Source organism: Bradyrhizobium barranii subsp. apii (assembly GCF_011516635.5).
GTDB classification, from domain to species: domain Bacteria; phylum Pseudomonadota; class Alphaproteobacteria; order Rhizobiales; family Xanthobacteraceae; genus Bradyrhizobium; species Bradyrhizobium barranii.
This window is the reverse complement of sequence record NZ_CP096255.1, coordinates 9904876-9918391: the sequence shown is the minus strand read 5'-3', so window position 1 is coordinate 9918391 and position 13516 is coordinate 9904876. Positions and strand designations below refer to the sequence as shown.

At 62.9% G+C, this 13516-nt stretch carries 13 protein-coding genes, 1 tRNA gene and 1 pseudogene; 6 read left to right on the top strand and 9 right to left on the bottom strand.

Features of this window, described 5'->3' with window-relative positions; genetic code table 11:
• Window positions 1-100: 100 nt before the first annotated feature.
• The 3 genes from HAP41_RS47150 (at window position 101) to HAP41_RS47140 (ending at window position 1608) form a co-directional block, all read left to right on the top strand.
• On the top strand, window positions 101-790 hold the full coding sequence (locus HAP41_RS47150) for a DNA-3-methyladenine glycosylase I (RefSeq protein WP_085405091.1): 690 nt from the start codon (window positions 101-103) through the stop codon (window positions 788-790).
• A gap of 25 nt (window positions 791-815) precedes the next feature.
• Complete coding sequence (locus HAP41_RS47145) at window positions 816-1109, top strand: DUF1330 domain-containing protein (RefSeq protein ID WP_166066166.1); 294 nt, start codon at window positions 816-818, stop codon at window positions 1107-1109.
• Between the two features lie 205 nt (window positions 1110-1314).
• Window positions 1315-1608: a hypothetical protein gene (locus HAP41_RS47140; RefSeq protein WP_166066167.1), complete on the top strand. Its 294-nt coding sequence runs from the start codon at window positions 1315-1317 to the stop codon at window positions 1606-1608.
• A 123-nt stretch (window positions 1609-1731) separates the two neighbouring features.
• On the opposite strand, the gene dinB is transcribed toward HAP41_RS47140, so the two are convergent.
• Entirely contained in the window at window positions 1732-2832 is a 1101-nt protein-coding gene (gene dinB, locus HAP41_RS47135; protein WP_166066168.1) for a DNA polymerase IV, read from the bottom strand.
• A 43-nt stretch (window positions 2833-2875) separates the two neighbouring features.
• Between dinB and HAP41_RS47130 the strand changes: the two genes are divergently transcribed.
• A complete protein-coding gene (locus HAP41_RS47130) occupies window positions 2876-3319 on the top strand; it encodes a TspO/MBR family protein (protein WP_175617967.1) in 444 nt (147 codons plus the stop codon).
• A gap of 94 nt (window positions 3320-3413) precedes the next feature.
• Window positions 3414-3623 (top strand): hypothetical protein, encoded by a 210-nt coding sequence (locus HAP41_RS47125; RefSeq protein WP_166066169.1) that lies wholly within the window; start codon window positions 3414-3416, stop codon window positions 3621-3623.
• Between the two features lie 25 nt (window positions 3624-3648).
• Here HAP41_RS47125 and HAP41_RS47120 read toward each other — a convergent pair whose 3' ends face one another.
• From HAP41_RS47120 to HAP41_RS47100, 5 genes are all read right to left on the bottom strand, one after another.
• Window positions 3649-4581, bottom strand: coding sequence for a ferritin-like domain-containing protein (locus tag HAP41_RS47120; protein ID WP_166066170.1), 933 nt, complete (start codon window positions 4579-4581; stop codon window positions 3649-3651).
• A 448-nt stretch (window positions 4582-5029) separates the two neighbouring features.
• Window positions 5030-5106, bottom strand: a tRNA-Arg gene (locus HAP41_RS47115).
• Between the two features lie 103 nt (window positions 5107-5209).
• Entirely contained in the window at window positions 5210-5929 is a 720-nt protein-coding gene (locus tag HAP41_RS47110; RefSeq protein WP_166066171.1) for a metallophosphoesterase family protein, read from the bottom strand.
• A gap of 24 nt (window positions 5930-5953) precedes the next feature.
• Entirely contained in the window at window positions 5954-6865 is a 912-nt protein-coding gene (locus tag HAP41_RS47105; RefSeq protein WP_166066172.1) for a hypothetical protein, read from the bottom strand.
• Between the two features lies 1 nt (window position 6866).
• Window positions 6867-8009, bottom strand: a complete 1143-nt coding sequence (locus HAP41_RS47100) for an MBL fold metallo-hydrolase (protein ID WP_248577257.1) — start codon at window positions 8007-8009, stop codon at window positions 6867-6869.
• Here HAP41_RS47100 and HAP41_RS47095 point away from each other — a divergent pair.
• The gene (locus HAP41_RS47095) at window positions 7902-8351 is read left to right on the top strand and encodes a hypothetical protein (protein WP_248577263.1); all 450 of its coding nucleotides are present in this window, start codon (window positions 7902-7904) and stop codon (window positions 8349-8351) included. The two genes, HAP41_RS47100 and HAP41_RS47095, sit on opposite strands and share 108 nt — an antisense overlap.
• 233 nt (window positions 8352-8584) lie before the next feature.
• On the opposite strand, the pseudogene HAP41_RS47090 reads toward HAP41_RS47095, so the two are convergent.
• From HAP41_RS47090 to HAP41_RS47080, 3 genes and pseudogenes are all read right to left on the bottom strand, one after another.
• A pseudogene (locus tag HAP41_RS47090) lies at window positions 8585-9420 on the bottom strand (IS5 family transposase).
• Window positions 9421-9460: 40 nt separating this feature from the next.
• Entirely contained in the window at window positions 9461-10387 is a 927-nt protein-coding gene (locus HAP41_RS47085) for a sensor domain-containing diguanylate cyclase (RefSeq protein WP_166066174.1), read from the bottom strand.
• A 1-nt stretch (window position 10388) separates the two neighbouring features.
• Window positions 10389-13499, bottom strand: a complete 3111-nt coding sequence (locus HAP41_RS47080) for a bifunctional diguanylate cyclase/phosphodiesterase (protein ID WP_166066176.1) — start codon at window positions 13497-13499, stop codon at window positions 10389-10391.
• Window positions 13500-13516 lie beyond the last annotated feature (17 nt).

The window sequence follows — 13516 nt, the reverse complement described above, 5'->3', positions numbered from 1 at the left end:
GCTGCGGTGCATTGGCGTGCGCAAGTAGCCGGGCACCGCAGGGCTGGACCGTGTCATCGAATTCTGATGTCGTGGCGCATCCTCAACCGCCTGTATCCGCATGACCTCCTTCAAGACCATTCGTGCCCGCGCCGAGAAACGCAAGGGCGGCCCCAAGGCGCTCGACAGGCTGATGCCCGAAAAGCCCGACCTGAAGGGGCTGGCCAAGCTCGGCGACGATCGCATCCTCGCCGAGATGACCAGGCGGGTGTTTTGTGCCGGCTTTGCCTGGAGCGTGATCGATTCGAAATGGGACGGCTTTGAAGCGGCGTTCCTGCATTTCCAGCCGGCCAAGCTCACCTTCCAGCCCGAGGATTATTGGGAGGGCCTCGTGCGCGACGCGCGCATCGTGCGCAACGGCGCCAAGATCATGTCGGTGCGCGACAACGCGGCCTTCGTCCAGGAGATCGCGAAAGAGCACGGCAGCTTCGGCAAGTTTCTGGCGAAATGGCCGCCATCCAACGAGGTCGGCCTGCTCGATCTCCTGACCAAGCGCGGCAGCCGGCTCGGCGGCAACACCGGGCAGATGCTGCTGCGCTTCGTCGGCTGGGATGGTTTTGTCACCTCCAGGGATGTCGTCGCCTGCCTGCGCGATGCCGGCCTCGACATCGCCGAAGAGGTGAAGTCCAAGGGCGATCTCGCAAAGGTGCAGGCACAGTTCAACGCCTGGGCCGAGGAGACCGGTCTGCCCTACACATATCTGTCACGCATCTGCGCGCTCTCGGTTGGCGAGAACCGAGGCGAGCACTAAGTCACGAGAAACCAGGAGAAACAAAATGGCAAAAGCCTATTGGGTTGCGACCTACCGCGCGATCAAGAGCCCCGATGCCATGGCGGCCTACGCCAAGCTGTCGCGTCCGGCCATCGAGGCCGCCGGTGGACGCGTGCTCGCGCGCGGGATGCCGGCCGCAGCCTTCGAGCACGGCTTGATGGAACGCGTCGTTCTCATCGAGTTCGACAGCGTCGAGCGCGCCAAGGCGGCGTATGAAAGTCCCGCCTACAAGGCCGCTCACGACTTGCTCGGCGATGGTGCCGACCGCGACATCCGGATCGTCGAAGCCGTCGAATAGCGCCATCGACAGGCGGATCATGTGCATCGTGTGGCGATCCCGTGCCGCGAGCGCGGCAGATGAAACTCGCGATCACGAAATGCATTTTTCCGGAACATTCGTGCGCAACACCCGTTCGGGAATTTGAGTCAGGCGACACAGGCGCAGGGAACGCCCGTTTTGGCTCGACTCACTGAAACCCGGCACGACAGAAACGGAGCAGCTCATGAAGCTCACATCCGAACAGGTGAAGCAGACCGTCAACCAACTCGGCGCCCAGGTGCTGCCCGACGAACATCCCGCCATGCCGCAGCTCAACAGCATGTTCGGCGAACACACCTTCTTCGTCGACGAAACGGGCCTGAAGGTGCTCGAGCCGACGCCGTCGGTCAGCGCCGAGCGCCAGACCGGCGAAGTCGTCAGCCTCGCCGACTGGAGCGATGCCGACCTCACGCGCCTGATGGCCCATGAGCCGGAGCCGACGGGTGTGATCGTCGTGTTCGAGCACGTGAGGCATTGATTGGCCCGAGCGGATCGGCTTCTACGGGTGGCGGGTCTGAAAATCCCGCCACCTTCCATGGCTGGTTTGGAGCCGCGCCGCGGACAAGGATCTCGCGTTCGCGGAGGGCCTTTCCAGTCTGGTTCAAATGCCGAAAGTCAGCTGCGGCTCCGCATCGTCGCCGTCCTGGAGGGCAGACAGCGATACCCCCACGAGCCTGACGCGCTTGGGCAGCGGCATTTCGACTTCGAGCAGGCTGCAGGCCAGCCGCTCCAGATCGTCCCGGCCTGCAACCGGCGCTGTGACGGACCTGCTGCGCGTGATGATCTCGAAGTCGGCGAACTTGATCTTCAGGGTGACGGTGCGGCCGCGGTTGCCGGTCGTCTCGCAATGGCGCCAGACCTTGTCGACGAGCGGCTTGAGCTCGGCGGCCAGCGCGCCGTATTCGTCGAGGTCGGTCGAGAACGTCGTCTCCGCGCCGATCGACTTGCGAATCCGGTTGGCCCGGACCGGCCGCTCGTCGACGCCGCGTGAGATCCAGTAGTAATAGGCGCCCGACTTGCCGAAATTCGCATTCATGAACTCCAGCGTCTGGTTGCGGATGTCGAGGCCGGTGAACAGGCCGAGCGCATTCATCTTCGCGCTGGTCGCCGGGCCGATCCCGTGGAACTTGCCGACGGGCAGCGTCTCGACGAAGGCGGGTCCCATCTCCGGCGAGATCACGAACTGACCGTTGGGCTTGCGATGATCGGAGGCGAGCTTTGCAAGAAACTTGTTGTAGGAGATGCCCGCCGAAGCGTTGAGGCCGGTCTCGGCCTTGATCTTCTCACGGATCAGCAAGGCGACGTCCCGCGCCAGCGGGATGCCTTGCAAATTCTCGGTCACGTCGAGATAGGCCTCGTCGAGCGACAATGGCTCGATGATTGGCGTGTGCTCGGCAAAGATGTCGCGGATCTGCCTGGAGATCGCCTTGTAGACCTCGAAGCGCGGCCTGACGAAGATCAGGTCGGGACATTGCCGCTTCGCGGTCACCGACGGCATCGCAGAGCGAACGCCGAACTTGCGGGCCTCGTAGCTGGCGGCCGCGACGACGCCGCGTTCCGCGGAGCCGCCGACGGCGACCGGCTTGCCGCGCAGCTCCGGATTGTCGCGTTGCTCCACGGACGCATAGAAGGCATCCATGTCGATATGGATGATCTTGCGGACGGGCGAGGCCTCGCCAGTCACCGTGCCGGATTCGCTCATGGAACGATGATACAATTGCCCGAAGAGAAGCGCGAGGTGATGGATGCTTCAGTTGTTGGTCTTCGTCGTCGGTGTGGTCGGCATCGGCTGGCTGATCGGCGCGACCAATCTTCCGGGAGAGTGGTATGCGGCCCTTGCCAAGCCGGGTTTCGTGCCGCCGAACTGGGCGTTCCCGGTGGCGTGGACTATCCTTTACATCATGATCGCGGTTGCGGGCTGGCGGACTTTTCGCCGTGAGCCGTCGGGTCGAGCGATGCAGGTCTGGGCCGCGCAACTGGCGCTCAATTTCGTCTGGTCTCCGGTGATGTTCACGATGCACCAGATCGGCGCCGCGCTCGTCATCCTCATCTGTCTGTTCGTCGCGATCGTGACCTACATCAGTCTCGAGACATCACGGGACAGGCTGGCCGCTGCGTTGTTTGTGCCTTACGCAGCCTGGGTCGCCTTTGCCGGCCTGCTCAATGCGGCCATCTGGCGCTTGAATTGAGGCGATTTGTCCAGGGTTCATCAAAGAGCAATCTCAAGCTTGTGAGTGGCGAGCCTAGGCCCGCGTTCCTACATGGGGGCGCGGAGGACAGCCAATGCAATACAGCTCCGAGCTCGTTCAGACCATGCGCCAGGCCCTCGAGACCGTGATGGCGAGCGTGCCGGCCCATCAGTCGGTGTTCGGTCTGAAAGCCGCTGTCGCCGAATGCATTTTGAAAGCTGCCGCGCACGGTCATACGTCGTATGACGCCCTGGTGACGTCCGCCTCCGATCAGATCCAGTCGATCATCTCGATGCTGACGTGAGAGAGGCAGGCGGCAGATCCGGAGTTCATGCCGACGGAGGCGCCCATAGGAACTCAGGACGAATGCCCTGCTGGATGAGGTCCGTGCCAAGCGACTGAAGTGTGAACATGGCGCCGATGCTGGGTCTTGTACCGCTTGTCCAGCACGTTTGAAGCCCGATCAAGAGCTGCGACAGGGCCTGATTGAACGCAAGCGACGGACTCGGTGTGACGGTCGATTGCTGAAAATCGAACCAGGTCGGAAACGGGATTGGTGCTCCCGTAAAGCTCCAATGGCCAGCCGCATCCTGCACCAGCGTTTTCTCGGTGTAGATTTCCTTGAAGACATAATAGTGGGCGAATGTTGCATTGCCGGTTGGGGGTTGGTTAGGAGAGCCTTCCGTACCTTCACCTTCGGCCTTGATCAGCTGGATCGCCGCCTGCGCATCGGCGATGCTCTTGATCGGCGTTGCTTCCCCCGAATTGACCGCGAAGGCGCTGGCATTGATCGCGGGATTGACTGTGGTGAAACCCTCGGCGATCGCATCGTAGAAATCACCGATCGTCGCGGGTCCCGTTCTTGCGGCGAGCGCAACCGGTGGAAATTCCGGATACTCGATCTGCATGAAGACCTGAACTTGATCTGGCGTAAGCGGCTTCAGATCAACGGGCAACTTTTGCAGAATTTCTCCGGGCAGGACATTGGTCGGGTAGCTCGGAATGAAGGCCGCATTGGCAATGGATGGCGCGCCGCCGATCGCGGTCAGCATGTTGCCTGCCAGGGCAAAGTGATACATCTCTTGCACCACAATGTCCTCAATCATACCGCCGACGCCGCCCGGGTCGCTGTTGATCGACCATTGCGCGCAAAGATAAGGCGGGATGGTGGAGAACTCCAATTGCATCGCGGTCTGTAGTGCGTCTTTCAGGTCGGAAAGCGTCGTAATGCGATCCTCGACGAACTGGGCGATGGTTTTCATCTGAAGCACCCCTCCCGACTCGATTGATTGCGAAGCTCTGTTCCTGGCGCCGCCACTGGACCGACGTCGTCAAGCAGGTTCCGTGTTGGCTCATAGCTTGCGGGATGAGCGCTCCCGGGGTGATTCAGTCCGACAATAGCCGGATATCGGTCTGCGACATCACGCCTACAATCGGACCTGCCCCGATGATCGCGACCAGAAACATGCTGCGATCAGGCTCATTTTCCGCAACCCATGAACAATAGTACAATTTAAGGGTGCAATCAATTGCGCAGGCGATCAGGGATTTGTGACCGCTTTTCCATTCGACGTGCTTAGCCGGACGCGCGCGCGACGTTGCGAAGGCCAGATTGCGAGCCGCAACATTTGATGGATGGTGCCGTCACAGCGTCAAAAGCCGGCACACAATCTCGGTCCGGCACACAGTCTCGGTAAAGAGCAAGGAGACTGGCGCACCCGACACGATTCGAACGTGTGACCTTTGCCTTCGGAGGGCAACGCTCTATCCAGCTGAGCTACGGGTGCTAGTCGAGGTTCATTTAGCCGATTGGCGGGGGGTGGGCAACCTCCGCTTTGCCCGGGCCCGGACGCCCGGCATCGCCCAATTCCTGGTCTTATGCTTCGCTCTTCAATCCCGGAGGGCGGCCGGTCCCGAGATCTCGCCGGAATCGGTCACGAACATCGACGGGCCCGTCTCCGAGGTGGTGAACACGGCCGCCGTGAGCGGGCCGCCGAAGCAGGCGCCGGTATCGAGGTTCAACCGGTTGGCCCGCAGATCGGGTGTCCCGGTCCGGACCGGCGTATGGCCATGGACAACGAAAAGCCCGTGGTCGTGATCCGACGACAGGAAGGGTTCCCGGATCCACAGCAGGTCCCGCTCGGATTGTGACGCCAGCGGCACGTCCGGCCGTAGTCCGGCATGGACGAACAGCCGCCCATGCTCGATTCTCGTCAGCGGAAGCGCGCGTATCCAGTCGAGATGCTCGCTCGGTAGATCGGCGGGATCGTCGATCCCGTAGCTGTCGAGCGTCTGCTCGCCGCCGTTGCCCCACCAATTCATCAGGTCGCGGTCGGTGCGCTCCATGTCGGCTGCGCGAAGCAGCATCTCCTCATGGTTACCCCGCAGACAGACGAAGGGGCGGTCCTGCTTCCCCTCGCTGCCGACGAGAAAATCCATCACCTCGCGGCTTTGGGGTCCCCGGTCGATATAGTCCCCGACAAGCACAAACTGCGCGCTCCGCTCGCCGCGAAGCTCCTCGCACGCGGCGAGCAGCGACGTCAGCTTGTCAAAGCAGCCGTGGATGTCGCCGATCGCGAAGGTGAGCAGTTCGTGCTCGGGAAGCGGCAAATTAGGTTTCTCCCGCGTGCCGGCTCAGATGGTGAGACCCTTTGTCGTGCCTTTGAACCTGATCCGCTCCGGACCCACGCCCACCTTCGCGAGCGATTCAATCACTCTGTCGTTCAGCGTCTTGCCGTCCTTGTCCTTCCGATCGCGTTGAACCGCGGTGAAATCATACACGAGCAGCCCGACATTGGCGCTGCTCACGTTGATCTTTGCCCCCTTCGCAACGGCGCTGATCGCCGCAGCCACATTGCGGAGTCCGTTGCTCCATTCCGCCATCTCGGCCAGATTCTTCGCAACGCATCGATAGCTGTCATCGAACTCCGTCTTGTGAAGGTCGATCACCTTCTGATAGTCCGCGATCTGACCGACAATGTCGCCGTTCTCCAGCTCGGGGTTGCTGAACGTCTTGGCCTCCCAGAACACTAGATCCACGCCGGTCGCCGTCGTTTCGAAGTTCGCCAGGTCCATGCGGGGGAGGTTCCGCTTGATGCCGGGGACGCCGGATGCGTTGATCGCAACCTCGACGTCGACGACGGAGAGATTGGACGTCGCGATCTCGTGGACGCCTTCCTTCTCCTGTCCGGAATAGAGCGATGCCGCCCTTTTGAGCTTCGCCAGCGTCGCTGCGCCTTCGTAGTCGCGCGTCAGCATTCTTGGCTCGGCGTTGCCGAAGGCGAACTTCCCCTCGACCAGCGAGACCTGATCCTTCAAGTCCGGATTCAGCAGATATTTCTCGTGCGTCGAGGCGGTCACTTTCCCGCCCTTGAATGACACTTTGAAGATGGATTGTCCCTGCCAATAGACGTTCAGGTACTCGTCCCGAATGCCGATGATGAGTGTGGGATCGGTGAGAACGTCTTTCCACCACCCATCCTGCTGGGCGAGTGTCTCGAGTGCCTTGCGAAAGTCGTCGCCCCGGATTCCGCGTCTGAAGCTCATCTCATACCTCCCACCATTCGCCATCGCTGCGTCGCGTGACGTTGTCAAAATATCTGGCGAAACTGTCGCCTTCGAATGTGTGAACGGGCACCAGCCTGTCCGGCTGTATTGCGTTCGCGAGCCGCTTGAGATCGAGAATGCTGGCGTGACCCGAGGTATGGATGATCTCTATGGGAACGCCGCGTGTCGCGAGATCCGCCTTCAGCCGGGCGCCGGGACCATCCTTCAGATATCCGTCCCATTGCGACCAGATCGCTCTGGTGCCGGGCCAGAGATTTGCGGTCTCCACGTCGTCGGCCATCGCCGGGCGAAACAGCATCACGGTGCGATCGGCGATCTCGGTGATGCGCTCGCGGTAGATCCGTGCGGACTTGTAGGGATCCAGCAGGTCGAAGCGCTTTTTCCTTGCGATCTGCCGCCGTTGATATTCCGGCACATAGACCGACAAATTGGGCCAGCCGGCGTTCGGTAGGCGCTCGTTGCCGGTGGCCCGCAATATCTCCATTGCGTAGAGATCCAGCAGCAGCGTCCGGCCGCTACGCTTGCAGGCGCGATAGATACTGACGATGCGATCGATGTTCTGCGCGGACGCCGAGAGGATGACGAAGCCTGGCTGTTTAAAACTCTGGGTCAGCCTCGCCTCAATGTCGTCCTCCGTCGGGAATTGCGTGTGCTCGTCGAGACGGCCGAGGCTCGACCCCTCCATCAGCATCGTGTCGATACCGCGGGGCGGATTGCTCACCAATCGCTCGAACAGACCGCCCTTGCGACCGTGCGCACGGATGTCGCCGCTGTAGAACAGACGCCGGCCGGCCGCCTGGATCAGCAGCGCATAGGCATCATAGGCCGAGTGATCGACAAGATAGGGCGTGATGCTGAACGGGCCGATCTGGAAGGTTCTGCGATCGTTCAGCTCGAATGAAACATTGGGCACGAAGGCGTTGGGCACGAAAGGAGCTGCCGCACACATGATGCGAGCGGTCGCAGCGCCCATGGCGAGGGGGACATTGGGTCTGCACAGGGGGAGCAAACCCCAATGATCGCCGTGTCCGTGCGACAGGACAACCGCGCGCAGGGTTGGATCTTCGACGCGAAGCCCGGCCACAGGCGGGAGAAGATCGTCGGACGCGCCGTCGGCATCCAGCGGAAGGCCAAGGTCGAGCAGGATTCGCTCGCCCGCGGCCTCGAGCTCGATGCAGGTGCCACCAATTTGCTGCGTTCCGCGGTGGACACGTCCGCGAAACGAACCGGCTGCTTCGGTCATCAGCGGTTGGTCTTGGCGGCCGAGCCGGGTTCGGCCGTCACTCGCGACCAGGCGATGGCGTTTTTGGCGGTGGGGAGGGCACTGCGGGATGGGCGGGGATATTTCAAAGCGAGTACGGCTCCAGGCAACGACCTATCTATATTCAAACGAGCGCCCGAGAAATTGCGGCTTTTCGAGAAGAAAATGTCCGTGTTGTTCCGGCGCAACATCACCTGCTGGTGAGGCCGAACGCAATAGAACCTTCGGGGGGATGAACGTCAGCCCCGGCTGGACCGGCGATTGGCGGCGACTTGAACCCCGGGCGAGCCGCGATCGGCGCGCGCGAACTCCGCAAGCAGGCGTTCGGAGCAGATGACGCGGTTGCGGCCGAGCCGTTTTGCCGCATAGAGCGCCTCGTCGGCCGCACCCAGCAGCCGGTCGGGGTTGCCGTCGGTCTCAGAGTCTGTCCGGAAAGATTACCTTGGATTGCATAGCTTTCGCAGCATGAGTCGGATGGAGGCCAGCTTGAGAAAGGCGAGCGCCCTGTGATTGAAGCATTCCCAATCTTTGGACAGTCTTCGGCATCGCCCGAGCCAGGCAAAGGTACGCTCGACGATCCAGCGTTTGGGCAAGACGACGAAACGGTGAGCCTGATCGGAGCGTTTGACGATTTCGAGGTTCACGCGCTTCAGAGCGCTACGCAGCCCCTTCTGGAAATGTGGCCCTTGATATCCGCCGTCGGCGTAGAGCTTCAGAAGAAAGGGATAGAGGCCGAACAACGTTGCCATCAGGAGCACGCCGCCGTCGCGATCCTGGATGTCCGCCGCATGCACGATGGCGTGCATCAAGAGGCCTTGCGTGTCGACGAGAATGTGCCGCTTCTTGCCCTTGATCTTCTTGCCCGCGTCGTAGCCATGGAGATCATGAGGCCCCCTTTTTCAGCGCTTTTCACGCTCTGGCTATCGATGATGGCGGCGGTGGGAGAAGCCTCGCGCTCGGCCCTTTCGCGACATTCGACATAGAGGGCGTGATGAATTTTATCGAGCGTGCCGTTCCAGCTCCACAGATCGAAGTAGCCATACAGCGTCGAGCGCGGCGGCAGGTCCTTGGGGATCGCGCGCCACTGGCAACCTGTGCTCAGGATGTACATCAGCCCGTTGGCAATCTCGCGCAGGTCCACCGTACGCTTGTTGCCGCCGCGCTTGGCCGGCGGGATGCGAGGCGCGATCAGCGCCCACTCCTCGTCGGTCAAGTCGCTCGGATAGCGCAGGCGGCTGCGGTCGTAGCGTGCACGGTTCTCGGTAGTCCACATTGGCGGCGCGTCCCCATCGAATCAGGCCGCTCACCTTGAATCACAACCGATTCATTCGACTCAATATGTTTTGGAACAGACACTCAGTGGGAATATGGCTGGCGACGCCGACGCTGAGGGTGACGTGGTCGCCGGCTCCAGCAGCGCCATGAGCGATCCGCAAGGCCATGACGGCACGGCGGATCTCCTCGGCGATGGCGCAGGCGGCATCGCACTCCATGTCGGGCAGGATCAGCGCGAACTCTTCCCCGCCATAGCGGCTGGCGAGGTCGAGCGGGCGTACGGCATGGCGGCTGACGACATCAGCGACCGCGCGCAGGCATTCGTCGCCGCTCTGGTGGCCGTGCCGGTCGTTGAACAGCTTGAAATGATCGACGTCGACGAACAGCAGCGCCATCTGCTTCTGCGTCCGCTGGGCGCGGGCCCATTCGCTCATCAGCATCTGGTCGAAGGCGCGCCGGTTCGACAGGCCGGTCAGCCCGTCCTTGGTGGCGAGCTCCTTCAGCGCCATCTCGGCGCGCTTCTGATCGGTGAGGTCGCGCAGCGTCTCCACCACGGCGATCAGATGGCCGGCCTCGTCGTGGATAGGACCGGCGTCGATCGCGAGATAGAGCTGGCTGCCGAGCTTGGGCATCACGCACCAGTTCTCCGCGGAAAAGCCGAGCCCGTTGTGGCCGCGTGCGGCATATTCCGAATAAAACTCCGGCAGCTGCTCGGGACGGTCGAGCGCGACCAGGTCGGCGAGGCAGGGGCGCCGGGTCTCGTAGAAGGCCTGCCAGTGTTTCGTCGTGCCGATCACCTCCGCGGCGGGGACGCCGGTCAGCCGCTCGCAGGCTCTGTTCCAGATCACGACGCGGCGCTTGGGGTCGATCACGAAGGTCGGCACCACCAGATGCTGCATCAGCCGTACGGCATAGGAATCCGCGACGTCGACGGCTTTCGCTGACGTTTTCCTCGGCTTCGCCATCTCAGGCCACCGCCGCCACCGGCGCGGCATCGTTCGGACCGAACAGCTTTCGCACCTCGGCGGCCGGCTTCGGTTTGCTGAACAGATAACCCTGCATCTCCGTGCAGCCGAGCGCGCGCAGCATCTCGCGCTGCGCCTCGGTCTCGACGCCCTCGGCGACGGTGGTCATGTGGCTCGCCGCGGCGATGTTCACCACCGCCTGCACGATCACGGGCGCGCCACTGGTCTCCGCGATGTCGGCGACGAAGCAGCGGTCGATCTTGATCTTGTCGAACGGGAAGCGCTTCAGATAGCTCAGCGAGGAATAGCCGGTGCCGAAATCGTCGAGCGCGATGCGCACGCCGATGGACCGGAGCTGGTGCAGGATCGAGAGCGCGGCCTCGTCGTCGCGGATCAGCACGGCCTCGGTGATTTCGAGCTCGAGCCGGGAGGGAGAGAGCCCGGAGGCGGCGAGTGCGCCGGCAATCCGCAGCGCCAGCGTGTCGCATTTGAGCTGCACCGGCGAGACGTTGACCGCAATCCGCACATGCGCCGGCCAGGTCGCGGCCTCGTTGCAGGCCATGCGCAGCACCCAGTCGCCGAGCTCGTTGATCAGGCCGGTATCCTCGGCGATCGGAATGAACTCCGCCGGCGACACCCTGCCGCGTTCGGGATGCCGCCAGCGCAGCAGCGCCTCGCAGCCCGACACGTCGTTGGTGCGCAGGTCGACCAGCGGCTGGTAGTGGATCTCGAAGCCGCCGTTCACCAGCGCCTGGCGCAGATCCTGCTCCATGGTCAGGCGCGCCTTGGCGCTCGCATCCATCTCCGGTTCGAAGAAGCGATGGGTGCGGCGTCCTTCGGCCTTGGCGCCGTACATCGCAAGATCGGCGTGCTTGATGAGCTGATCGAGATCGGTCCCGTCCTGCGGCGCCAGCGCGATGCCGATGCTGGCGTCGGTGGAGAGCTGATGGCCGAGGCAGTGATAGGGCTGGCGGATCGCCTCGTAGATCCGCGTCACGAATGACAGCACGTCCGCAGAGGACTGGATTCCGCTCTGGATCACCGCGAATTCGTCGCCGCCGAGCCGCGCGATCAGGTCGCTCTTCTTGAGGCAGCCGCGCAGCCGGGTCGCGATTGCCTTCAGCAGCTCGTCGCCGACGTGATGGCCGAGCGAATCGTTGATGCCCTTGAATTCGTCGACGTCGATATAGAGCAGCGCGAACTGCTCGCCGCCGGCGACCTTCGCCAGCTCGCGCTCGATCTGTTCGCGGAACAGCGTGCGGTTCGGCAGGTCGGTCAGCGCATCGTAATGCGCCATATGCGCGATCTTGTCGTGGGCGCGCCGCCGCTCGGTGACATCCTCGACGACGCTGATGAGGTAGCGCGGCTCGCCGGACTTGTCGCGAATGCCGATCCGGGTCGAGGTGATGTAGCGCGGTCCCTTGGTCTGGCTCTGCCAGGCGTGCTCGTCCTTGAACAATCCCCCGGGCGCCTGCAGCGCCTTGCTGTCGTCGTCGTTGACGATCCTGGCGGCGGCTTCCGGATACATGTCGAAAGGAGTCTTGCCGACGATGACGTCACCCGACTGGCCGAACTGCTCCTCGGCGGTCCGGTTGACCAGCAGATATTGCCGCGTCAGAGCATCCTTCACCGTGATCTGCGAGGGGATGTGATCGATGATCTCGCGCAGGAACATGTAGTTGCGGTCGCGCTCCTGCTCCAGATTGCGCCGCTCGGTGATTTCCTCGATCGTGGCGACCCATCCGCCCTGCGCCAGCGGGGTGTTGATGACCTGGAAGGCGCGGCCGTTGGGCAGTTCGTGGATCCTGCTGGAGACCTTGCCCTCGGCGACGACCCGCATCACACCGGTGCAAAACGTCTCGACGTCGCCGCCGAACGTGCCACGCTCCTTGCGATGCTGCATCGCCTCGCGGATGTGACAGCCGGGCTTGATGATGTCGTCGGACAGGCCGAACATCTCGGAGTAGCGGCGGTTGCAGGTGACGATAAATCCGGCGGCGTCGTACAGGATCAGCCCTTGCGACATGTTGTTCAGGGCGGTGTCGAGCCGCAGCCGTTCCGCTTCGATCCGCTCCTGGGCTTCCCGGTTCTGCCGGCTGATCTGGCGGATGATCAGGAAGAGGATCAATGCGATCACGATCGCCGAAAGCGTTGCCGTGGTGACCATGAAGCCGGTCTGCTGACGCCAGTCGGCCAGCGCGGCGCTCGTGGTGTGGGTCGCGACGATGACCAGCGGGAAATGCGACAGCGAGGCCCCCGAGCCGAGGCGGTCCTCGCCGTCGATCGGACCCTTGACGCGCAGCGTGTGCCGGCCGCCCTCGGCCAGCATCTTGCGCATCAGCGGCGCGTCCTTGAAATTCCTGCCGATCAGCTCTTCGACATGCGGATAGCGCGCCAGCATCTTGCCCTCGCGATCGAACAGCGAGATCGCCGTACCCTCGGCAAGCGCGACAGAAGCGAAATACTGCCGGTAGCTGTCCGGATCGATCCGCCGGACCATGGCGCCGAGGAAGGTGCCGTCCGCGCCGCTCAGCCGCCGCGCGACGATCGTGGTCCATTTGCCGATGATGAAGCTGCGGACGGATTCCAGGATGACCGATTCGGCCATCGGATCGGATTTGAACGTCTGGAAATAGGCGCGCGAGGAGACGTTGATCTTGGGCAGCGGCTCGGCCCGCGACCAGTTGATCAGCTCGCCGTCGGCATCGTAGATCGCGATGTCGCCGAGATAGGAGACGGAGCTGATCTTGCTCCGCAGCATCTGATTCGTCGCGAGCCCGGACATGCGCTCGCGGAACATCGCCGGCGAGGTGATCTCCGGCAGGTTCATCTGCCCGATCAGGTCGGCGGCGACGACGTCGGAATCCTGGAATTGCTGATCGAAGTGCCGTGCTATCAGCTGCACCGTGTTTTCCAGCTCGCGCTCGCGGTTGGCCAGGGTGCGCTCGCGGAATTCGCCGACGGCCATGGCGGTCACGGCGAAGATCCCGGCGACCAGCAACACGCCGCACAGGGTCAGCCAGAGGACAGGACCACGCCGCGCCAAGGCCGCCCAGCCGTTGGTCGCGGCTGATGACATTCCGGCTGTCACCGTGGAAAAGACCTGGCGCATTCCCCCTCCCTGGAAGG

Coding starts and splice junctions, on each gene's coding strand:
- HAP41_RS47145 (WP_166066166.1), top strand. CDS start 816: ATGGCAAAAGCCTATTGGGTTGCGACCTACCGCGCGATCAAGAGCCCC.
- HAP41_RS47140 (WP_166066167.1), top strand. CDS start 1,315: ATGAAGCTCACATCCGAACAGGTGAAGCAGACCGTCAACCAACTCGGC.
- dinB (WP_166066168.1), bottom strand. CDS start 2,832: ATGAGCGAATCCGGCACGGTGACTGGCGAGGCCTCGCCCGTCCGCAAG.
- HAP41_RS47085 (WP_166066174.1), bottom strand. CDS start 10,387: ATGGCGAAGCCGAGGAAAACGTCAGCGAAAGCCGTCGACGTCGCGGAT.
- HAP41_RS47120 (WP_166066170.1), bottom strand. CDS start 4,581: ATGAAAACCATCGCCCAGTTCGTCGAGGATCGCATTACGACGCTTTCC.
- HAP41_RS47095 (WP_248577263.1), top strand. CDS start 7,902: ATGATCGCCGTGTCCGTGCGACAGGACAACCGCGCGCAGGGTTGGATC.
- HAP41_RS47125 (WP_166066169.1), top strand. CDS start 3,414: ATGCAATACAGCTCCGAGCTCGTTCAGACCATGCGCCAGGCCCTCGAG.
- HAP41_RS47130 (WP_175617967.1), top strand. CDS start 2,876: ATGCTTCAGTTGTTGGTCTTCGTCGTCGGTGTGGTCGGCATCGGCTGG.
- HAP41_RS47105 (WP_166066172.1), bottom strand. CDS start 6,865: ATGAGCTTCAGACGCGGAATCCGGGGCGACGACTTTCGCAAGGCACTC.
- HAP41_RS47080 (WP_166066176.1), bottom strand. CDS start 13,499: ATGCGCCAGGTCTTTTCCACGGTGACAGCCGGAATGTCATCAGCCGCG.
- HAP41_RS47150 (WP_085405091.1), top strand. CDS start 101: ATGACCTCCTTCAAGACCATTCGTGCCCGCGCCGAGAAACGCAAGGGC.